The sequence below is a fragment of the Enteractinococcus fodinae genome (assembly GCF_031458395.1).
In the GTDB taxonomy this organism is placed as follows: domain Bacteria; phylum Actinomycetota; class Actinomycetes; order Actinomycetales; family Micrococcaceae; genus Yaniella; species Yaniella fodinae.
On record NZ_JAVDYJ010000001.1, the window covers coordinates 397469 to 417483 of the forward strand.

The 20015-nt window shown below is 57.8% G+C and carries 19 protein-coding genes; 8 read left to right on the forward strand and 11 right to left on the reverse strand.

What is annotated here, in order from left to right:
• Window positions 1-19: 19 nt before the first annotated feature.
• From J2S62_RS01835 to J2S62_RS01855, 5 genes are all read right to left on the reverse strand, one after another.
• The gene (locus tag J2S62_RS01835; RefSeq protein ID WP_310170630.1) at window positions 20-1297 is read right to left on the reverse strand and encodes an FAD-dependent oxidoreductase; all 1278 of its coding nucleotides are present in this window, start codon (window positions 1295-1297) and stop codon (window positions 20-22) included.
• A 360-nt stretch (window positions 1298-1657) separates the two neighbouring features.
• Window positions 1658-2779, reverse strand: coding sequence for an LLM class flavin-dependent oxidoreductase (locus J2S62_RS01840; protein WP_310170632.1), 1122 nt, complete (start codon window positions 2777-2779; stop codon window positions 1658-1660).
• 104 nt (window positions 2780-2883) lie between these two features.
• Window positions 2884-3255, reverse strand: a complete 372-nt coding sequence (locus J2S62_RS01845) for an iron chaperone (protein WP_310170634.1) — start codon at window positions 3253-3255, stop codon at window positions 2884-2886.
• Window positions 3256-3401: 146 nt separating this feature from the next.
• Entirely contained in the window at window positions 3402-4943 is a 1542-nt protein-coding gene (locus tag J2S62_RS01850; protein WP_310170640.1) for an MFS transporter, read from the reverse strand.
• Window positions 4944-4952: 9 nt separating this feature from the next.
• On the reverse strand, window positions 4953-6176 hold the full coding sequence (locus J2S62_RS01855; protein ID WP_310170642.1) for a M20 family metallopeptidase: 1224 nt from the start codon (window positions 6174-6176) through the stop codon (window positions 4953-4955).
• Between the two features lie 302 nt (window positions 6177-6478).
• Between J2S62_RS01855 and J2S62_RS01860 the strand changes: the two genes are divergently transcribed.
• Genes J2S62_RS01860 through J2S62_RS01875 form a run of 4 tightly spaced genes read left to right on the forward strand, consistent with a single transcriptional unit; the run spans window position 6479 to window position 10613 of the window.
• Complete coding sequence (locus tag J2S62_RS01860; protein ID WP_310170644.1) at window positions 6479-7459, forward strand: ABC transporter ATP-binding protein; 981 nt, start codon at window positions 6479-6481, stop codon at window positions 7457-7459.
• A complete protein-coding gene (locus tag J2S62_RS01865) occupies window positions 7456-8364 on the forward strand; it encodes an ABC transporter permease (RefSeq protein ID WP_310170646.1) in 909 nt (302 codons plus the stop codon). The genes J2S62_RS01860 and J2S62_RS01865 overlap by 4 nt, the downstream gene beginning before the upstream one ends.
• Before the next feature lie 51 nt (window positions 8365-8415).
• The gene (locus tag J2S62_RS01870; protein WP_310170648.1) at window positions 8416-9678 is read left to right on the forward strand and encodes a M16 family metallopeptidase; all 1263 of its coding nucleotides are present in this window, start codon (window positions 8416-8418) and stop codon (window positions 9676-9678) included.
• Window positions 9675-10613, forward strand: a complete 939-nt coding sequence (locus J2S62_RS01875; protein ID WP_310170651.1) for a hypothetical protein — start codon at window positions 9675-9677, stop codon at window positions 10611-10613. The genes J2S62_RS01870 and J2S62_RS01875 overlap by 4 nt, the downstream gene beginning before the upstream one ends.
• Here the strand turns inward: J2S62_RS01875 and J2S62_RS01880 are convergent.
• The gene (locus J2S62_RS01880) at window positions 10610-11275 is read right to left on the reverse strand and encodes a response regulator transcription factor (protein ID WP_310170654.1); all 666 of its coding nucleotides are present in this window, start codon (window positions 11273-11275) and stop codon (window positions 10610-10612) included. The genes J2S62_RS01875 and J2S62_RS01880 overlap by 4 nt on opposite strands.
• Window positions 11250-12509 carry a histidine kinase gene (locus tag J2S62_RS01885; RefSeq protein WP_310170657.1) on the reverse strand — a complete coding sequence of 420 codons (1260 nt, stop codon included), beginning with the start codon at window positions 12507-12509 and terminating at the stop codon, window positions 11250-11252. The genes J2S62_RS01880 and J2S62_RS01885 overlap by 26 nt, the downstream gene beginning before the upstream one ends.
• Window positions 12510-12684: 175 nt before the next feature.
• Between J2S62_RS01885 and J2S62_RS01890 the strand changes: the two genes are divergently transcribed.
• The 3 genes from J2S62_RS01890 (at window position 12685) to J2S62_RS01900 (ending at window position 14806) form a co-directional block, all read left to right on the forward strand.
• Entirely contained in the window at window positions 12685-12876 is a 192-nt protein-coding gene (locus J2S62_RS01890; protein ID WP_310170659.1) for a hypothetical protein, read from the forward strand.
• Window positions 12877-13079: 203 nt separating this feature from the next.
• Window positions 13080-14249 carry an MFS transporter gene (locus J2S62_RS01895; protein ID WP_310170663.1) on the forward strand — a complete coding sequence of 390 codons (1170 nt, stop codon included), beginning with the start codon at window positions 13080-13082 and terminating at the stop codon, window positions 14247-14249.
• 134 nt (window positions 14250-14383) lie between these two features.
• Window positions 14384-14806 carry an SseB family protein gene (locus J2S62_RS01900; protein ID WP_310170665.1) on the forward strand — a complete coding sequence of 141 codons (423 nt, stop codon included), beginning with the start codon at window positions 14384-14386 and terminating at the stop codon, window positions 14804-14806.
• A gap of 81 nt (window positions 14807-14887) precedes the next feature.
• Here the strand turns inward: J2S62_RS01900 and J2S62_RS01905 are convergent, their stop codons facing one another.
• The 4 genes from J2S62_RS01905 to J2S62_RS01920 all read right to left on the reverse strand — a co-directional run bounded on the left by J2S62_RS01905 (window position 14888) and on the right by J2S62_RS01920 (window position 18135).
• The gene (locus J2S62_RS01905; protein ID WP_310170667.1) at window positions 14888-15649 is read right to left on the reverse strand and encodes a SurA N-terminal domain-containing protein; all 762 of its coding nucleotides are present in this window, start codon (window positions 15647-15649) and stop codon (window positions 14888-14890) included.
• Between the two features lie 132 nt (window positions 15650-15781).
• Complete coding sequence (locus J2S62_RS01910) at window positions 15782-16915, reverse strand: fatty acid desaturase family protein (RefSeq protein ID WP_310170669.1); 1134 nt, start codon at window positions 16913-16915, stop codon at window positions 15782-15784.
• Between the two features lie 115 nt (window positions 16916-17030).
• Window positions 17031-17762 carry a PIG-L deacetylase family protein gene (locus J2S62_RS01915; protein WP_310170671.1) on the reverse strand — a complete coding sequence of 244 codons (732 nt, stop codon included), beginning with the start codon at window positions 17760-17762 and terminating at the stop codon, window positions 17031-17033.
• Between the two features lie 52 nt (window positions 17763-17814).
• The gene (locus J2S62_RS01920; protein WP_310170674.1) at window positions 17815-18135 is read right to left on the reverse strand and encodes a putative quinol monooxygenase; all 321 of its coding nucleotides are present in this window, start codon (window positions 18133-18135) and stop codon (window positions 17815-17817) included.
• Window positions 18136-18376: 241 nt separating this feature from the next.
• Here J2S62_RS01920 and J2S62_RS01925 point away from each other — a divergent pair, with 241 nt between their 5' ends.
• On the forward strand, window positions 18377-19969 hold the full coding sequence (locus tag J2S62_RS01925; protein ID WP_310170676.1) for an ATP-binding protein: 1593 nt from the start codon (window positions 18377-18379) through the stop codon (window positions 19967-19969).
• Window positions 19970-20015 lie beyond the last annotated feature (46 nt).

Sequence of the window (20015 nt, forward strand, 5' to 3'; positions counted from 1 at the left end):
TCCTTGTCGTGATATCGGGTTAGTGGCCAACCGCGGCTGCACCCTTCTCACCGACGAGTCTGCCGGATGAGAAGCGATCTAAGCCGAAGCCTTGGATGATTTCTGGCCGTTTGCCGGTGGCAATGGTTTCTGCCATTGCTTCACCCGAGACCGGGCCGGCTTTGAACCCGTAGGTGCCCCAGCCGACATCGACGTAGAAGCCGTCGACTTCGGTTTCACCCATGATCGGGGAGTAGTCCGGTGTCATATCGCACAGCCCGCCCCACTGGCGCAGCAGTCGCATCTTCGACAGGGATGGCATCAGGCTGAGTACGTTAGTGGCCAGGCCTTCAACGAACTCCAGCGTGCCGCGCATTGAATACGAGGTGAACGGATCCACACTGGCGCCGAAGACGAGCTCGCCTCGGTCGGTCTGGCTGACATAGACGTGTAGGGTTCCCGAGACTACGACGGTGCCCAGGAATGGTTTGACCGGTTCGGTCACAGCTGCCTGCAGCGGGGAGGTGGTAACCGGCATACGAACACCAGCCATATCGGAAATCAAAGAAGCCCAACCGGCGGTGCAGTTAACTGCGGTACCGGTGGCGATATTGCCCTGGGACGTTTGGACGCCGGTGACTTTGCTGTTGTCCACGTCAATACCGGTGACTTCGGTGTGCTGAATGATGTGCACACCCATTTCGTGGGCGGCACGGGCATAAGCCCAGACCACGGCGTCGTGCCGAATCGTACCGCCCGGTGGGTGATAGAGCGCACCGAGAATCGGATACCGGGTGTTTTCAGAAACATCCAGGTATGGCACCAGCTCTTTGATTTCATCGGGCCCGATGACTTCGGAATCCACGCCCTGAGCCTTATTGACTTCAGCACGCCAGCGCATCGTGCGCACCCCGCCGTCGTCGTGGGCCAGTGACATGTGGCCCATCTGGACGAACATCAGGTTGAAGTTCAGTTCGTTGGAGAGGTCTTCGTACAGTTTCAACGACCGGTCGTAGAAGCGGACGCCTTCTGGGGTGAGGTAGTTGGAGCGCAGAATTGAGGTGTTTCGTCCGGAGCCGCCCCCGCCGATGTACCCCTTGTCGATCACGGCGATGTCGGTGATGCCGTGATTTTTCGCCAGATAGTAGGCGGTAGCTAGCCCGTGGAGGCCGCCCCCGATGATCACGACCTCGTAGCTACTTTTCATATCGGGTTGGGACCAGAGTTCAGGCCAGCTTTCTTGGGTGAGGCCCTTGGAGAAGAGCTGAAATGCGGAATAGCGCGAGCGGTTGTTGCCGTTATTTGTAGTAGTCACCACGCGTATCAAGTCCTTAAAAATACGAGAATGCTCGTTGTTGTCTACGGTGTCGTATCGGGTATTGGCGCATGCGGGCGCACCAATGCTCCGTACTATTTTGATGGGCAGTGTGGGTTGTGTTCTGGGTTACTTTTCCCCAGGTTGCCACCGCGCGATAGGCCTAGTCAAGGATGGGGGACCGGCGCGGAACTGCGCGCTCAACAAGGGGCAAAGACCGCACAAAACCCACCGTGAGCGCCACAAAATCACGGAGAAAATTTGTGTGACGTAGGCAACAAAATGGGATCGTTCCTCAATCCAGAACGATTGTGTGCAAAAGAAAAAGGGGAATTGTTCGACCCGTGGGGTCAGGGCGCGGTATCAGGAACCGAGTGCTGGGACGATCTCTTCGGCAACCAACTTCAACAGTGACAGTGTGGTTTGCAGGTCCGAATAGAACGGCGCCAACACCAGTAGGGTATCGGCGGCGGCTAGGGCGACGTCGTGGCGCAGGAAATCGATGGTGTTATCGACCGAGCCGGTGGCCGGATGCGAGAAACGGCCACCCACCGGGAACTCCGGACGCCCGGTTCCGTTGGGATAGATATTGTCCGTATAGAACCGCACAAGCCAGTCGAACTCGTCATCCGAGGCGGCACCCGTCATCGGCAGGATGTTTCTGCTGACCGCCACCTCCGGGGTGCGCTGGGGGTGGAGTTGTGCCATGAGTTCGCGGTACCGCGCGATCTGTTGGTACTGCCGTGGTTCGAAACGGACGCCGGCTTCGTCAGTGACCGACGATAACTGGAGTTTGAGGCCCCGCTCGGCGGCCTGTTGGACACTATTCATGCTTCCTGCGCCATACCAAATACGTTCGCGCAAGGTCGGGCTGGGAGGCCATGTGATGGCGTCGGACCCTTCGGGCAGACCCCACAGGAACGTCCCGGGGCCGGTGGGGACCGGCACGCCCGATACCCGATCGAGAAAGCTGTCGAATTTCTCCCAGGAGTCTTGTTTAGTTTGCACCTGGTCGACCCAGTGGGAATGTACGCCTTGTTCGGGCATGCTCGTGGCAAAACCGGCCTCGACCCGTCCGTTGCTGAGCAGGTCCAAGGTCTGGAGTTCTTCAGCCAACCGAATCGGATCTTCGGCGTGCATGGGGATAACACCGGTACCCAATCGCATAGTACTCGTATGCTGCGAGGCCGCGGAAAGGAACGCTAGAGGGCCGGACAGATAGGGCTGAAAATGGCGCACCCGGACCAGGCCCAACTCATAGCCCAGCTGTTCCGCCTCATGAAAAAGCTTCAGACCTTCCTGCAACACCGTGGTCGGGTCTCGGTGCTCTTGGGTCAAGAAGGTCAGAAACCCGAGCTTCAAGGGACCCTTGCGACGGTGAGCTTGGTGCTCCTCTGCATGCCAATCTGCGCGACGAAGTTCAGGGTCTCGAGCGTCGAGGGATAGTTCATCTGACTGTGCCGGAGATTTAGAATTGGCGCGCATGACCACCAAGCTAACACGCGGCCGTTGACCTTGCTGAGCTGGTGACGGTCACCCGTCGGGCGGTAACTGATCGTCATTGAGCTCGTGGCATGCTTGCGGGAAACTTATTGAGCCCAGAAGGTCTTAGACCCTCTTTTGAACTGAATGCTGCGGTTGATGATGTCTTCTAGCAGCGTGTAGTTCACGTCCTCGGTCCACATGATGCGAAATAGCGCCTTGGAGTGCGAGTACCCAGCTTCGGTGATGCGATCTCGGAATTCATCCAGGATTTGGCGTTCAGGTGAGATCGAAAAATGCCGGCTCGATGCACTAAAGCCGAGAATGAAGGTCCCGTTGTGGGTAAACATCGGCTGATTCCACTTGATCTCTAGTTTCAGCTCCGGGAAGGTTTCCTCCACCCATTCCAGGACATGTTTGAGCCGGTCTTGGTGGTCTTCGTTGGGAATCTTGTCCAGCACATCCTGCAGAGTTTTCATGAAATTATCTTAGCTCTCGACTGTCCCGATAGATAGGCGAACCGAGCGTTCCAACCCTGCTCGCTGGTGTCTCACCCACGTAGAGACAAAACTGCGGCCACTTCGGGGTGGAAGCGACCGCAGTTTGGTGCCGGGACATTTTGGTACTAGTTGCCGATAGGTGGCGGGGGAACGTCTTTTCGTTCCGGGCGACCGTCTTCGGCGAGTTCGACTTTCTTATCTTTTGGAACTGTCAGGATGATCGAAGCGATAGCCAGCCCGACCATGAGCACATTGAATAACAGGCCGATCGCACCACCGAAGCGCAGCGCGATATTATCCTGCCGGCCGATGAAGATATCGAGTTGCTCCAGCAGTTCGGGATTGACGTTTTGGGCTGCCACATAAATTGCTGCAGAAACGGCCACCCCGATAGCGTTCCCCAGCGAGGAAGCCATCTTGTAGATGCCGGATGCTGCACCGATTTGGTCTTCCGGCACGTTGGTTAGTGCTGCGTCGGTGGACGGGGTGGCGTAGAAGCCAAGTCCGATACCAAAGAGCGTGAATCCGATGACCGTGGTGACAATGTACTGCTCGATGAGTAAGAACGTCGGGGAACAGAGCAGAATTCCGATACCGGTGATGGTCGAGCCCCAGAGCATCGGACGTCGTGGCCCGAATTTCTGCAGCAGCTTCTCGCCCACCCGGATCGTACTGATGATGGCGACCAAGTACCCGATGGTGAGCAGGCCAGATTGTAGTGACGACATTCCGGCTGCGACTTGCACGAGACCAAGAGCGACGATAAGCGTTCCGGCCGCACCGTTGAGCATGAAGTTTGACAGTGTGGCCCCGGTGAAGGTCCCGTTGCGGAATACGTTGAGATCCAAGAATGGGGTCTTGTGGTGCGTTTCGATCTGCAGGAAGATCAAACCGCCGATGGCAGTCACAGCGATGAGCCCAATCCCGGGCAGGCTCAGCCAGCCGATGTTGGGGCCCTGGGAAATGTAGACGTTCAACGCCAGCAGGGCGATGACGAACGCGATGACACCGCCCCAGTCGAAGCGATAGGCCGGAGCATCTGCGCTGCGGGTGGCTTTTCGCTCAGGAGTGCCCCGAATCAGATACAGCGATAAGACGCCCAGCACCGCTGAGATCCAGAAGATTGAGCGCCAGCCCAGCGGTGAGGTGGCCATAAACCCGCCAAACAGTGCGGTCAGTCCCGAACCACCCCAGGACCCAATGGACCAAAAGGAAATGGCGCGCTGCCGTGCTTTGCCCTCGTAGAAGTCTTTGAGCAGAGCCATCGAGGAGGGCATGATCGCTGCGGCAGAAAGCCCTTGGACAATCCGGCCAGCCAAGAGCATGATGGTGGTCAGCGCGCCCATATTTTCTGGGGTCAACGCAATGAGCAGCGACCCCAGGATGGATAGGACAATTCCGATCCGAAGAATTCTCACGCGCCCGATACGGTCGGCCAGACCTCCGGCGATCACAATGAATAAGCCAGAAAACAGTGAGGTAATTGAGACCGCCAGGTTTGCGGTCGTCAGCTCGATGCCCAGTTCCACCTGGATACCGGGGATCACATTGAGCAGGGTTTGGGCAAAGAGCCAGAACGTAATGACGGCAATAACAACGCCGGCTAACCACTTATCGTCGGCTTTCCAAGTCGTGTCAGCGGTAGTCGCTGAAGAGGTGGTACTCATGAAGCACTCCTAGTCTTGAGCAAGGTAGGCCAGGGCGGCTACTACTTGCGTGCGGATACCGTTTTCTAGCGTGGGATCAATTTCAGGGGCAAAAAATGGGGAGTGGTTGGCGGGAATGTCTTGGGCAACGGTGCCTTGTTCGACGGCGCGTTGATATTTTTCTGGCGCGACCGAACCGATGAACCAGTAGGTGTAGGGGATGTCGAAGGCGTTGGGGATACGACTGAAGTCCTCAGAAGCGGTATAGGGTTTCGTCTCATAGACCGCCTCGGAGCCGAAGTAGTCCGTAAATGCTTCGGTGATTTTGGTGTTGACGGTTGGGTCGTTATCGGTCAGTGGAAACTGGTCGTAGTATTCGAAGTCGGGTTCTTGTGGGGAACCTGCTGCCTGGCATTCGGCGCGCACGATGCGCTCGATGGCAGCCATGATGTCTTCGCGCACTTGCGTATCGTAGGTTCGTAGGTTCAATAGCAGTTCGGCGCGATCCGCGATGATATTGGATTTCGATCCCGCATTGAGTGCGCCGACCGTGACTACGGCGAATTCTCCGGGCTTGGTTTCACGCGAAACAATGGTCTGTAAGCGCATCACAATCGAGGATGCCAGCACCACCGGGTCAACCGAGTTGTGTGGCATGGAGCCGTGTGCGCCTCGCCCATGGACCGTGATTTTCAGCGAGTCGCCGGCTGACAGGACTGGCCCTGCACTGGTGCCGATGGTACCGACTTCGGTGGGCATCACGTGTTGAGATAATGCGACTTCTGGGGTTGGGATTTTGTCGACCAAGCCATCGTCCAGCATGGCCTGTGCGCCCTGGGCGGTTTCCTCAGCGGGTTGGAAGAGACCGATGTAGGTCCCGGCCCATGCGTCCTTGTTGGTTGTCAGCAATTCCACGGCTCCCAGCAAGGTCGTCACGTGCATGTCGTGCCCACAGGCGTGCATCGCACCGTCAACCTTGGAAGCGTAGTCGAGTCCGGTTTGTTCTGTTACTGGCAGCGCATCGGTATCTGCCCGAGCTAAAACAGTTGGACCGTCGCCATTGCGGATAATCGCAACCACACCGGTCCCACCGATTCGTTGCACCTCGACGTCTAGGTCACTGAGTTCGGATTCAATGCGCTCAGCAGTCTGATGTTCTTCGAGGCTGAGTTCTGGGTGTTGATGAAGTTCTCGATAGAGGTCGCGTAAACGCGAAAGTAAGTCATCGAGATCTGTCAGGAATTGTATTGTCATGGCAAACCTCTCGGTAAAACGGAATATCGGAACGTGCTGGATTCAGGGCAGCCCGTTCGTGTCGTCACCGGTGTATGTCGTGATCATACGAACCTGGTTTCAGTATAAGAACGGGCAGCGCATTAAGCATGCCTTGGCGTGCGCAGCTCCTCGCTCCGGTGCCGCGCTCTCACCTTACGAGCGCATGATGGGGCCGAAGTTGAGCGAAAGACCAGTTCAGATCTGTACCGAAGTACAATGCCGAACTGCACCACCCTCCGTAATGTCAGAAATGATAAAACTCGAGACCTGGGGGAGGGGACATGCTTGGTCTAGAACTGCACGATATCGGCCGCAGTTTCGGAGACCGCCAGGTCCTCCACAGCGTCGACCTAGCTGTGGCCCCCGGCGAGATCGTAGGCATCATCGGTGGCAACGGCGCCGGGAAAACGACCACCATGCGCCTCATTCTGGGGCTGATCGAAGCCTCGGAAGGTACCATCACCTGGGACGGTGAACCGATCACCGCGCGAGACCGTCGAGCCATCGGCTATATGCCAGATGAGCGCGGACTTTACCCACAGATGTCCGTCGTCGAACAACTGGTGCATTTCGCGCTGCTCGAAGGTGAAACGATCACCCAAGCCCGGCGCACCGTCTCCGAGCTCATCGACACCCTAGGACTGACCAGCCGTGAACGCTCCCGAGTCCAAGACCTCTCGCTGGGTGATCAACAGCGCGTCCAACTAGCAGTCGCCCTGGTCGGCCACCCCTCGCTGTTGGTCTTAGACGAACCGTTTGCCGGCCTGGACCCATTGGCCGTAGAAACCCTGGCGGCACTGATTCGACAACAAGCCGAAAGCGATGTCGGCGTCCTGTTTTCTTCCCAGCAACTCGAATTCGTCGAACGGTTGTGCGACCGGGTCTGTGTCTTAGACAAGGGCCGGATCGCTGCGAGCGGCCGGGTCACTGAGCTCCAAGCCGACTCGTACTCGCGCTGGGCCCTAAGTTTTAGCGAAGACCTCCCGGACCTGCTCATCGCGGAACTTTCGATCATCCCCGGGCTGATTCCAACCGCGGTGGAAGACGACCCGAAATCGGTCATGATCACGCTGTCGGGTCGAAACCGAGAAATCCCGGAAGAGGTCCTGCACGTAGCCCTCCGTCATGGTGGGCTCAGAAGTATTCGGTGCATCCAACGCTCGCTGGCCGAAATACTTGCTGACCGGCTGAAAACCGGTCCGGTGCGGAAAGCATCGACCGTCATCGATACCGGGCTCAAAGTCTCAGGTGCAATATCATGACACCGACTGTCACTCGTATTGTTAGACGCTCCGCCACTGCGCCCACCGACTTCGACGCGGTGCGAACCGTGATCCGACGGGAACTGGTGACGCGGTTTGTGAATCGCAGCATTGTTGTTTCGACCCTTATGCTGGGTGCACTTGCCGGTCTTGGCGCCGGGGTAGGCGGTTGGTTTCTGGTGGACCGCTTCGGAAGCACCGGCACGCTGGCCTTAGACACTCAGTTCCTCGTTGCCACCGCCATGATTAGCGCACTGCTGGCAGCCCTGATCTACTCGTCCCAGAGTCTGGCCTCGGGAGTCGTCGAAGAAAAGTCATCCCGGCTTGTCGAGATCCTGTTGACCAAGATCGGTGTGACACCCCTGCTGGCCGGCAAACTCATCGGTGTCGGACTGGTCACCCTGGGCCAGTTGTTGGTGATCGGTGGGGCGGCGCTGACCAGCTTTACCGTCGTGGGTGGCTGGAGTGTTTTGGATATTGAACTTGGGGCCAACTTGTTGTGGTTCCTGGTTTGGTTCCTGCTGGGCTTTTGCAGCTTCGCGACGCTGAGCACCCTGCTGGCCTCCATGGTGTCCAGGCATGCAGACCTGGGCACCGCATTAACACCCCTGGTGGTCAGTCAACTGGTGCTGTGGGTTGTGGCGCTGTATTTGGTGCCACAGTATTTGGCGAGCACCTGGATCCAGGTGCTGTCCTTTGTGCCCCTGTTGTCTTCCTACCTGATGCCCATGCGGTTCGCCCTCGACGGGGTGCACACCGTGGAAATGGTGATCGCAGCGCTGATTGCTGCCGTCACGGTGCCGCTGCTCTTCCGCTTTACCACCACCATCTATCGCAAGAACGCGCTGCGAACCGGATCGCTGGTCGCCATGCGCGAGCCCAGCACTGCAGACGAAACCGCCTAACCGACAGACCCCGCACAATCCGTTACCCTTTGATCCAGAAATGAGGTCGTGATGCCCGCATCAGTCTCTCTGACCGGCCACGATATTCGTGGCTTGCACGCCGCTTCGACAACGTTGTCCAATGGCGCTCGCGTCTTGGCGATTCACGCTCCGCAGGCAAAAACCAGCACCGTAGCGTTATCGCTGCGCGCTGGCATGCGTGATGAACGCCGAACAGAGCACAACGGCATCGTGCGCCTGATCGAACACATGGTGTACCAGGACAGCCAGACTATCCAGGGGCTGACACGGCAAGGCGACGTGGCTCGGGCGGGCTCCGTACTGGGTGGCAACACGCATATGGATTACACCGAATTTTTTGAAACCGGCTCGACACCAGATCTCGGGACCGTCGCTGCACGACTCGTTGACCAGGTGTTCTTCCCGGCATTTCGTGCCGAGCAACTTGCACAACAAATCGAAGCGGTTGCCATCGAACGACGTCAACGACTGGCTGCAGCACCGGGCAATGTTTTGCTGTGGCCGCATCTGACGGAGGCGTATTGGTATGATCACGCCAACGGTCATGACGGTAGTGGCGACATCGACCTGACCGACCGGGTCACGCCCGAGCTGCTGGCCTCAATGCATCGCCAGCTGTATCACCCGGCGGGTGCGGTCATGGTCGCACTGTCTCCGTTGCCGGCACCAGAAGCCCTCCACCAGCTGTCCGAAGCGTTCAGCAGCATTGCCCCGAGCGATGGACCATCCTCGCCCGCACCGGTGGGCCTGCCCATTACCCAGCACCTGGACGCAGGGCCCCTCGGTACCGGGTCTGCCAGCCGATGCTTGGCGGCTACACGTGCGGCCACGACGCGCGCCGTGACCCCACAGGTGTTGGGGGATCTCTTGGTTGCCGAAGCACTGGGGACCCTCGAAGGTCTGGATGCGAGTGCGGGAGTGTTCGGTCTCGGTGAGAGAACCCACGATGACCTCTTTGTTCTCATTGATGACACGCCTTGTGCCGTGGACCCGGTAGATCGCATCCGGGCAGTCACGACGGCCAAGGACAGTCTGGTGCGTCATGCGATCTGCCGGGCTGTGCACCGTGCTGAGCAACTGGTCGTGGATGATGCGCGCTTGGCTCGCACCGTCGCGCGCGATGTGCTGTTGCGTGATATTCCGGAGCACAGCGCGCAGCTGGTGAGCGCCCTGGTTGAGCTCCTTGATCGTCCCGCCCTGGCCCGACATCTAATGGCGGAGGCGAGTCAACGCCTAACCAGCCAAGCATTTGCTTCCATGACGGTCCGATATGAACCGGAAGGTGCTCGATGACAAGATCAATGCCACGACCTATTCGCACCGTGAGCGTCGTCGACACGCGCTCTGTGTTTACGACGATTGGGATCGCCTGGCGGACCACCCAGCCCACGGGTCAGCACCAGCCGAGCAGATCCCTGCGTCGGGCCCTGGAACACGGTGAACTCTCCCCGGCGGCAGCACGCCCGGTGCATAGCCAATGGCGCTCCGGTGACGGCGCGGAATCTGTGGTGGTGTCCCTACCCGAGGACAACGTGCTCGAATGGGTTCGGCATATCGAAGGCCTGTGGCTCGCGTTTCCAGTGGTCCACCCGGTGATCGCGATTGCGGGTTCCGAAGACATTGTCCAACAGCTCCACCAGGCGGTGGGGACACCAATCCCTTCCGCTGTGCCGTCCGCGACGATCCCCTGTGCGATGCGCCAAACACAACAACAGGGTTTTACTCATACTGCTCTGCGTGGGCCAGACGCGTCGCATCAGGTTGGGCATGCGGCCACCTTAGTAGCTTTGAGCGCACTGCATGAGGGGCCAGCGCTGAGTTTACAAACCGCGTTGCAGCGCAGCGGGAATTACTCCAGGATCGACATCAGGCGCACCCTTGAGGCGGCCACTCCCGCCATTCAATGGGCTGTCACTTCGGAAGCGAAGCGCAGCATCGAGACGCTTGAAACCGTGGCGGGTCTCGCTGATGAGCTGGCACATATCACGAGCGCCGACCCCACCGAAGCCATCGCCTACGCTCAAGCCAATCTCGTTCGCGCCTGGAATGCGCCGACCAGTCTGGTGCAGGCGATGGCACAATACGAAGTCATGGGATGGGGTGGGCAGCTGATTGCCAACCCCGACCGATCTTTCGATGGCGTCGACGATTCCTTACCGGACGCATTTGCTGGACTGCTGCTGCCGTTGACCAACGTGGTGGATAGTCGACGGTCCGTGCTCGTCTAGGAACGCGGGGAGAGATCGACCAGCCCGTGCTGTATGGCGGTGACTAAAATTTGGACGCGATCGCGCACGCCAAGCTTTTCCATAATCTTTACGAAGCGGGCTTTGATCGTGGATTCGGAGACAAAAAGTGCTTGTGCCATTTCGCGGTTGCTCATGCCCTGGGATAGCAGTTGGATGACTTCGAGTTCTTTATCGGTCAACCGATCTACGATCTCTGAGTCCGGGGTGACCTGGGCAGGTACGGATTCTTCCAGGCCCTTCACAACGTAACGCGTGACTTCAGGAGATAACACGGACTCGCCAGCAAGGACCGCATGAATCGCAGCAACGATCTCGCGCGGTTTGGTGTCTTTGACCAGATATCCTGAGCCGCCGGCGCGCAGTAGGTCAACAACATAACGGTCCGTAGAGAACGTGGTCAGCCCAAGGATTTTGATCTCGGGATGTGCAGCATGGATCTGTGCTGTTGCCCCCACCCCGTCCAGGACCGGCATTTGCATATCCATCAGCACAATATCCGGTTGCAGGGCCGCTGCCTGACGCACTGCGACCTCACCATTATTGGCCTCACCGGCCACCTCGATCGAGGGATCAGTCGACAGGTAGTCCCGTAGAGTTTCCCGGATCATCGGTTCGTCATCGACGAGCAGCAGTCGAATCATGTGAGGCTCCTTGCGATGTCTCAGATACTGGTTGTCTATCGAATGGGATCGTCATGGTCGTGGTCCAGACACCACGTTTTGATCCCGTGACCACTTCTCCGCCGAAGACTTCACAGCGGGCCCGCATCGCTTCCAGACCGGTTCTGGACGAAGAGATAGGTCGCTCGGATGAAATTTCATTGGTGGAGCGCAGTGTCACCTGATCCTGGTCGATCAGCAACTGGATCTGCACGTCGGTGTCTGGCTTGCCGTGCTTCAAAATATTGGTGCCCAACTCTCGGACAGTTCGTCGCAGCGCCTGACGCAAACTTGCAGGTATGGAGGCCACCGGCCCTTCAATTTCTAATGCCGCACGAAATCCGCCGCGCTCCACGGTGTCGACCACGTTGCGCATATCGTGGACTAAGCCAACGGACGTCGTGGTTTCCCCAGATAGTTTCGGATCATCGCTCTCGGTGTTCGTCGCATCGGCGTCACTCTGATCATCAGTCTGCGTCTTCAAGAGCATCACCAGACTGCGCAGGTCTTGCAGAGCTTGCGACGCAGAATCGCCGATCCCTTCAAGGATCTGGGCGGTCTTGACCGGGTCATCGGCCACGAACTCTGCCCGGCGTGCCTGCATCGCGATCACCGTGACGTCATGGGCCACGATGTCGTGTAGTTCATGCGCTAAGCGTTTGCGTTCTGAATTCCGAATTCTTGCCTGAGCTTCTTTGAGATCGCTGACTTCTTCGGCATATTTTAAGGATCGGCCATACATCGCATTGGCCGCCAGCCCGGCACCGATGGCGCACACTGTCGAAATGCCTAAAAATATGAAACCTTGACCGATTTCAGGGTTGATGAGCCCGGAGAAGAGGACCAGGATCAATACTAGACCGGAAAAAACGCCGGCGGGGACCCTGGGAAGTGCGTAGGTGGCAAGTCCGACCGTGATGAGCATTGGGATCATGGATGCTGACAGCAACTCAGTGGGGATACCCATGCTCAGAAAGACTACAAACATGACGATCCAGGCGACGGCCCCCGAAACTACGCCGGCCAGCAGCGCAAGCAACGGGATATAGGGCAGGATGAGTTCGACCCAGCCCTGCGGATCCGTGAGGATCACATCAGCGTTGAGTACATCGCTCACAACCAAAGCCACAAAGAGCGCGACAAGCAGGGCCTTGCCAAGCCAGCCGCCCGGGACAGGGCGTACCTCGTCGATCCACCGTGCTTCTCGCTGTCGCATGAAACCAGGGTATCAGAGCATGACAAAACGAGAATCTTCAACAAATACAGAGCAATGACACGTCCTGCTCCAAGAATTATCCTTTTGTATACCTGTTCTCACAGGTCCATAGGTCATTCTGGAATTGTTGCTGTACGCAACAGCACTCAAATCACACCACCGAAAGTAGAAGAATATGAAGAAACGCCTTGCCACCCTCGCAGTTGTTGCGGTAGCCAGTCTCGGCTTAGCGGCTCCGGGCAGCTCTGCTTCCGACATCGGCCCCACAGAACGACCATCTTCTCAGATGGTCGAAACCATGACTGACGTAGCGGGCACCTCCGCCTCACGCAGTTTTGCCTGCATCTTGATGCGCATGTGCAGATAACCTGCTGCGCGCCTCACCGGTTGCCAACCACTCTAGGTTGTGAAGACCCGTGACGCGGGTGTAGATCAGCTGAACTCCCTACCGGTTTGCGGAGATCACTTCCTAGTAGGCAATGGCTAATTGAGTGCCGGTAGTCCACACGTTGGTTGGTGCACTCCAACGTGACACTACGGTGCTGCCAAAATTGCCGGTAGGGTGACGTCGTGACCTCTACAACTGCCGATACTGTTGTGCGGCGACCACCCGGTGCGATGGCACTAGCCGCCTTCACCTCCAGTGTGGATCGCTTCGGCATCTCGCCGTTACTCGTGGTGATCGCCGTCGACTTTGGTGTGCCCCTAAGTGCCGCGGTGATGACCGCCTCGGTGTATTTCTTGACTTACGGGCTCACCCAGCCGCTCTGGGGCATGCTGTCCGACCGGTTTGGTCGCCTACCGGTCATGCGGGTGGCACTTTCCGGTGCGATGCTGTTCGGACTAGCCTCAGCCTTTGCCCCCAACCTGGGCGTACTGACGGTCGCCAGAGCACTCACCGGAGGGTTTTTCGGCGCCATCATCCCAGCCTCAATTACCTATGTTGGCGATACGACTTCGCAGGAGCACCGCCAATCAGCGTTATCCGACCTGATGGCCGCAGTGGCTGTGGGCACGGCCTCGGCCACAGCAGCAGCTGGCATCATCGGCCAAGTCCTGAACTGGCGGATTGTTTTCGCACTCGCCGCAGTGTTGGCACTGATCGCGTTGATCCCATTGCTGCGGATGGCAGAACCAGAGCGTGAACGTAACACCGGAGTGGTGGCCTCGCTGCGACTCTTCTTTGCAGAAAAGTGGTCCTGGGTCATCATTGTGCTCGCTTTTATCGAAGGTGCCCTCGTGCTGGGCATCCTGACGCTGCTTGCCCCGGCCTTGGAAGCCCAAGGGGTCGATACCAGCCTGGCCGGCCTAGCGGTCGCAGCATACGGGGTAGCCACCCTGGTGTGCACTCGATTTGTTCGCCCGGTCACCGCCAGACTCTCAGCGTCCAGGGTCGTCGCGCTGGGCGGGATCTGCCTGGTGCTGGGCTTAGCCACGGTGGCAATCCAGCTGTCGATCGCCACCGTGGTGGTTGCCGCGGTCCTATTGGGTGGTGCCTGGGCGTTTATGCACACCGGACTGCAATCCTGGGCCACTCAAGTGGTGCCAGCAGCCCGGGGGATCTCGGTGGCGTTCTTTGCCGGCGCCGTGTTTGCGGGCAGTGCCGTTAGCTCGGCCATTGCCGGAGCGCTCGCCGAAGCAGGATACTGGATGATCATTTTCGGCGCGAGCGCAGCGACAGCGGTGGTCCTAACCGTCGCCGCTGTCGCCGGATTGTCCCGGTACTTGTCACACCGGTAATACCAGAGTTGTCGCCCCAAGCTGCTCACAGCTGCGCTGAACAAAGATTTCACACCAGATGGTATAACGCGTAGCGTGGAAGGTGTCAGGCCTGTGTTGAACTGCAGGTGCGAAGAAGAACCAGTATTTGAGGTATGAAGATGACACAGGACACCGGATTCCCCGAGCAGACCAATCTCATTGAGAAGCTCACCATCGCCACTGATGGGGAAACAAGTAACGACGAAGTGGTGGACGTCATCAATGCATTCTTGAACTCGCAGGTGGTCTTTCCATCTGTCGAGAAAGCCGGTGAAGATGGTTCCGTCAGCCCGCTGATGCTCCAGGACACCGAGGGCAACCCAGTCATGCCCCTGTTTACTTCACCCGAAGGCATTCCAGAAGATTTCTCTGAAGCCGCCCCACACGTCAGCGTGGTCCCCGGCTCAGCAATCATTCAGTCCATCACCGATGCAGGGATCGTCATCGATTTCGGCACGGACCGTCAATTTGGTTTGGCGAAAGAACAGGTCGAAGCCGTACGACAAGAAATTATCACCCAGCTTGGTGATAACTAAAACATCATACGTTTTGCCGTTAAACGTCTACGGGCTGGAGATCATTGGTTGATGTCTAGCCCGTAGCTTTTTTGGCGGAGTTTAGAGCAGAATCTCGATGTCAGCGTCCTCGCGAAGGTCATCCAGCAGCGCGGCGATGGCTTCGTTTTCGTTTTGCTGCAGGACTTGCTCCTCGAGCTCAGGTTCTAACTCTTCGAACGGGGGCGCTTCTTGCGCTTGGTCTTCTTCAACCTGCGCATTCATCGCCTCAAGCTGTTCCACCTGAGCATCGTACATTTCCTGGAGGTCTTCCTCCGAAGGCTCCTCAACTTCCAAAGTCTCGACCACCTGGTCGATCAGAACCTCTTTATGGAGATCTTCCCGGATCCGTTCCTCGGTGAGGCCCTGAGCTTCAAGCTCTTCCATGAGCACATCCGATGACTCTATCCCGTTGGCCTCGGCCATGTCCGCAAGATATTCATCGACATCATCGTCTGAAGCGCTGAAGCCTTGGTCTTCAGCTTCCGCGACTAACAGTTCACTGTTGATCATCATCTCCAGGGCTTGCTCTTTCAGCTGCTCCTGGTCAGGTTCTTGCCCGGCCATCGCCGCCTGCATGGTCAGCTGCTGGAACTGGGCTTCATAGTTCTCAGCGAAAGCATCCCCCGAGATTTCTTCGCCATCGACCTCTGCGACGACATCCGGAATGTTATCCAGTTCCGGTTCGGGCGCGGCTTGTTCGCCTTGTTCCTGACTCTGTGGTGCATCCTCGGTGGCTTGTTCGTCGTCACCGTCGGCGCCACACGCGGCGAGGCTAAACGCAGCAGCGACAGCAGCGATGCTCAGGAGAAACTTCTTGGGCATGAAAGCCCCTTTCTGTACAACAAATATGTGAAGTCCCGGCGAGACTAACAGGAAAAACTGAGAAGTTTGTTCAGCCGGTGTTCAGCCTGCACTCAGCCCTGAGAGGGTCTCGGTGGGACATCGCGGGTGAGGCTAGGAGTAGCGCAGCGAGCTGATCATCGGGCACTCAAACGGGTCGCGGGCCGATAGGCCGACCTTATTGAGATAGCGGATGACCGAGCCATACGACTCACGGACCGTGGCGACCGTGTAGGGAATCTGATGCTCGGCACAGTATTTGCGCACGATCTGTGAGACCGCGTGCAGGTTTGGTCGCGGCATGGAAGGGAACAGGTGGTGTTCGACCTGATAGTTGAGCCCGCCATAGACCACTGACAGCACGTGGTTGCCCCATCGGCTGCGCGCCATAACATTGCGACTGGTCATGACCTGTCGGGTGAAGAAATCAATGCGTGCAGTCTTGGGTACCATTGGCATGCCCTTGTGGTTGGGCGCAAAGGAGCCACCCATGTACACGCCAAACACCGCAAGCTGTACGCCGACAAATGCCAGGGCGATACCCCACGGCAGGAAGATAAACAGTACGCCCAGGTAGAGCGCGATCCGCGCTGCGATGGTCGTGAGCTCACGCCAGCGACGCTTCACTCGGGGTGCCACGAACAGGTACTTGATCGATTGATAGTGCAGGTTGAGCCCTTCCAGCGTTAACAGCGGGAAGAAAAGGTAACCCTGGCGTTCGGTGATCCACCGCAGGAAACCGGTCTGGCGTTGCGCATCAACCGGTTGGAATGAAATTGTGTCCCATTCAATATCGGGGTCTTTACCGATCGTGTTCGGGGTGGCGTGGTGGCGGTTGTGCTTATTGAGCCACCACTGGTAACTGATCCCCACTACCGCGTTGGCCAGGAATCGACCAAGTTTGTCGTTGGCTTTGCCCGAAGACAGAATCTGTCGGTGAGCAGCCTCGTGGGCCAGAAAAGCAAATTGCGTCAAAACGACACCCAGCGCTGCGGCCATGAGGAGCTGAAGCCAGCTGTCGCCCAACAGGATAACCCCGGTGGTGATACCGCCCAGCGCGAGCGTGAGGACACCGATCGTGATCAGGTAGTAACCTCGCCGTCGACCGGTCAGCCCTGCCTCACGGACGAGATCTTTGATATGGAAAAAGGTTTTGGGATCACCCGGACGGATGGTGTCTTCCGTAGGGTCTGGGGAAGCTTGCCGAAGAGATCCGGCAGTAGAAGAGGTGCTGCTCAAATATGTCATCCTTGTAATGCAGCCGGCGACCCTTGAGTCGAAAGCTCCGAAAATCTCGGAGCCACTAATCATGCAGTCTACGTGGTTCACACCACACGCGCACGCGATGAGTCTGATATGGCCATCAGTGAACCTGGAATCCCATGGCGTAGGGCACCTGCGAGACCCGGCCTTGTTCGGCCAGCATGCCTGGGATGAAATCTTGTGGCGCTGGATGCTCCGGTAGATCTGCCAAGTAGTGTTCGTGAGCAGCCAGGGAAGCCACGGGCTTGTCCACCGCGGTTCGGCTGATCTCTAGGTAGTGACTCGGCTCGGTGCCGGTCAGTAAAAGGGTCGAGATCTCCCACGGGATGACCTGCTCATCGAGTTGTTCGGTGTAGAGCCACCGGTTACCGGCATCCCGAACCGCGTCGATCGTGGCGAGCCCAACGGCACGATGGTCGGCATGGTCCAAGCCCCAGGGCACAACCAGCTCGCCGGCGCCGCTGATGACGACGTCGGGCTGGAAGACTCGAATTTCCCCCGCAATTGCACGGCGTAACTCGATACCGTATTCCACTAGGCCGTCGGGGAAATCCAGGATGCGCAAATGCTCGACGCCGACAATCTCGCAGGCATTGCGCTGTTCTTGTGCCCGGATCCGCCGCGCTTCTTCGGGTGGCCGCTGCATGCCGGCCTCGCCGGCCGTCGCTAACACGTACCCCACCTCGACCCCGCGGTCGGTCCACATAGAAACGGCCGCAGAGGTGCCATATTCTGCGTCATCGGGATGGGCTAGCACCACCAGGACGCGTTTGAAGTCTTGATCTTGCAGTGGGGTCAGTGGCGCAGTGGAAGCATCATCGTGAGTAGTCATGCCCCCACTCTACGAGCCGGATCATGCAGCGACTAGAGACACCAGCGGGTGGTTAGGATACGGCCATTTCCCCAAGTTCGTGCCACTGATCGTCCTCGACCTGCATATTGCGTACCTTCGGGGTTTCCTGCAGCAACGGGGGTAGATCTTGCTGGGCTTTTTTGAAGTGGTCCGAGGTGACGTGGGCTTCTGCTGCGTCGTCTTTGAACGCTTCGAGCAGCACATATTCGTTGGGGTCGTCAATGCTGCGTGACCACTCAAACCACAGACAGCCGGGTTCGCTGCGGCTGGCTTCAGTGAATTCCCGAGCGTGCTCGGGCCACTGGTCAGCATATTCTGGTTTGACCTTGAATTTCGCGGCGATAAAAATCATCGTGTTGTCTCCTCGTGAACAGTAGTGCGCGAGCTCTTCGCGTCGCTTTCTAGCATGACACTCTGACCTGGTGGTTTGAAGTTCAAGTGCGCCAGGCCTCCCAATCCCCCGGTATATATACGCCTGAGGTACTAATGGGTATGTCTCTAGTATTTAAAAGATCTGAAAAGAGCGGGTATGCTAACTCCAAACAGCGTGACGGTGATCACCGGTTCTTGAGGTTGCCGTCGAAGGAGTGAAAATGTTTATTGTCCCCACCGAGATCGCAGCCGCCACCTCGACGCCCGACCTTGAAAAGGCGCGACGACAGGCCGCGAGCTGGCGTTCTAAAGATATGGGGATCGCGGAGAAGTACCTCACCGATGCGGCGTTAGCTGACTTGTTGAAGGTAGCAAAGGAACTCGACCACGATTCCTTCGGTCGCACCGTTGCCGCCGTCCAAGACGCCCGCAGCGGAAATTTCCAACCTATTCCGCACATCGACTCCGCTGCAGAGATGTTCCGCGAGTTCTTAAAGGCCGATCTCATCGATGGCTGGCTTTATGTTCAAGAGCCCGACGGATACGTGCACCCATACTTAGTCATCAAGATTGAACATGAACAAGCGGATCGCACCCGCGAAGCACGCATCAAAATTACGATGGAAGCCGACAATCCCACCGTCAAGCGTCCCTCCCGTGCTCCGCGCGTGCTGTATTTTGAAGACTCCGAGCTGGTCGGCAAAACCCCGGTAGAGGTTCTGACACGCCACCGCGTCTATAAAGAAACCGAAAGCTTAAAAGCCGAATACCAGCAGCGCCGAGACGAGTTCCAAGAGCTTATTGATCACGGCTTTGGGAAGCAGTATGTCTTTACCGGTCGCGCTATCCGCACCGAAGACTTCCGCTCGGCCAAAGAGCGCACCGAACGCAAAGTTGTCCACGATGTTGCCCCCGGCGAGATCGCACCGTTGCGCATGGTCACCGCATCTACACTGTTTGATGAGGGCGAGCATGGCGCTGTACCAGTCGTGACAGCTGTCCGGGTCTTTGACCTGTCAGCCCAGGATTACCTGGACGTCAACACCGCCGATCTGACCGAATATGTCTACGACAAAGATCTCAAAGACAAGCTCATCCTGCCCGCTGACCAGCGCGAGCTGCTCGATATCCTCACCACCGATATCAGCGTATTCACCGGTGACATCATCGAAGGCAAATCCTCCGGCAACGTTATCTTGGCCCGTGGACGTCCCGGCGTCGGGAAGACCCTGACCGCGGAAGTCTATGCCGAAGTGGTCGGCAAACCGCTGTACTCTATTCACACCGGTTCGCTGGGCATCACCGCTGAATATGTCCGGCAGAACCTCGAAGAGATTTTCGAGCGCGCTAAGCGTTGGGATGCGGTCCTGCTTCTGGACGAAGCCGACGTGTTTGTTCTAGAGCGCGGATTCGATCTGGCGCAAAACGCGATTGTCGCCGAGTTCCTGCGCACGCTGGAGTACTACGACGGCCTGCTGTTTTTGACGACCAACCGAGTTCATGGAGTCGACGAAGCGATCCTGGCCCGGTGTGCCGCGGTCATTGATTACCAGCCGCCCAACCGAGACGACGCCCGTAAGATCTGGCAAACCCTGGCCGCCGAGCACGGTATTAGCCTGGACACTCAGCTGCTCGAGGACCTGCTGTATGCATATGACGGGATTACCCCGCGAGATATTAAAATGGTGTTGCGCCTTGCCTTACGGATGGCCAAACATCGCGGCGTCGAGTTGTCCATGGAGGTGTTTGCTGCTGCGGCACGGTTCCGCGGTCTGACACCCCACACTGAGCTGGAACATTCTTCAACGAACTAATTTTTGTCCATAGCCATTGCTTAGCCAGGTGGAGTCCGAGCCTGGC

What these genes read in the sequence shown, in the direction of transcription:
- J2S62_RS01870 (WP_310170648.1), top strand. Translation starts at nt 8,416, where the DNA reads ATGCCCGCATCAGTCTCTCTGACCGGCCACGATATTCGTGGCTTGCAC.
- J2S62_RS01920 (WP_310170674.1), bottom strand. Translation starts at nt 18,135, where the DNA reads ATGATTTTTATCGCCGCGAAATTCAAGGTCAAACCAGAATATGCTGAC.
- J2S62_RS01885 (WP_310170657.1), bottom strand. Translation starts at nt 12,509, where the DNA reads ATGCGACAGCGAGAAGCACGGTGGATCGACGAGGTACGCCCTGTCCCG.
- J2S62_RS01865 (WP_310170646.1), top strand. Translation starts at nt 7,456, where the DNA reads ATGACACCGACTGTCACTCGTATTGTTAGACGCTCCGCCACTGCGCCC.
- J2S62_RS01880 (WP_310170654.1), bottom strand. Translation starts at nt 11,275, where the DNA reads ATGATTCGACTGCTGCTCGTCGATGACGAACCGATGATCCGGGAAACT.
- J2S62_RS01890 (WP_310170659.1), top strand. Translation starts at nt 12,685, where the DNA reads ATGAAGAAACGCCTTGCCACCCTCGCAGTTGTTGCGGTAGCCAGTCTC.
- J2S62_RS01910 (WP_310170669.1), bottom strand. Translation starts at nt 16,915, where the DNA reads ATGACATATTTGAGCAGCACCTCTTCTACTGCCGGATCTCTTCGGCAA.
- J2S62_RS01905 (WP_310170667.1), bottom strand. Translation starts at nt 15,649, where the DNA reads ATGCCCAAGAAGTTTCTCCTGAGCATCGCTGCTGTCGCTGCTGCGTTT.
- J2S62_RS01860 (WP_310170644.1), top strand. Translation starts at nt 6,479, where the DNA reads ATGCTTGGTCTAGAACTGCACGATATCGGCCGCAGTTTCGGAGACCGC.
- J2S62_RS01855 (WP_310170642.1), bottom strand. Translation starts at nt 6,176, where the DNA reads ATGACAATACAATTCCTGACAGATCTCGATGACTTACTTTCGCGTTTA.
- J2S62_RS01915 (WP_310170671.1), bottom strand. Translation starts at nt 17,762, where the DNA reads ATGACTACTCACGATGATGCTTCCACTGCGCCACTGACCCCACTGCAA.
- J2S62_RS01900 (WP_310170665.1), top strand. Translation starts at nt 14,384, where the DNA reads ATGAAGATGACACAGGACACCGGATTCCCCGAGCAGACCAATCTCATT.
- J2S62_RS01875 (WP_310170651.1), top strand. Translation starts at nt 9,675, where the DNA reads ATGACAAGATCAATGCCACGACCTATTCGCACCGTGAGCGTCGTCGAC.
- J2S62_RS01925 (WP_310170676.1), top strand. Translation starts at nt 18,377, where the DNA reads ATGTTTATTGTCCCCACCGAGATCGCAGCCGCCACCTCGACGCCCGAC.
- J2S62_RS01845 (WP_310170634.1), bottom strand. Translation starts at nt 3,255, where the DNA reads ATGAAAACTCTGCAGGATGTGCTGGACAAGATTCCCAACGAAGACCAC.
- J2S62_RS01850 (WP_310170640.1), bottom strand. Translation starts at nt 4,943, where the DNA reads ATGAGTACCACCTCTTCAGCGACTACCGCTGACACGACTTGGAAAGCC.
- J2S62_RS01840 (WP_310170632.1), bottom strand. Translation starts at nt 2,779, where the DNA reads ATGCGCGCCAATTCTAAATCTCCGGCACAGTCAGATGAACTATCCCTC.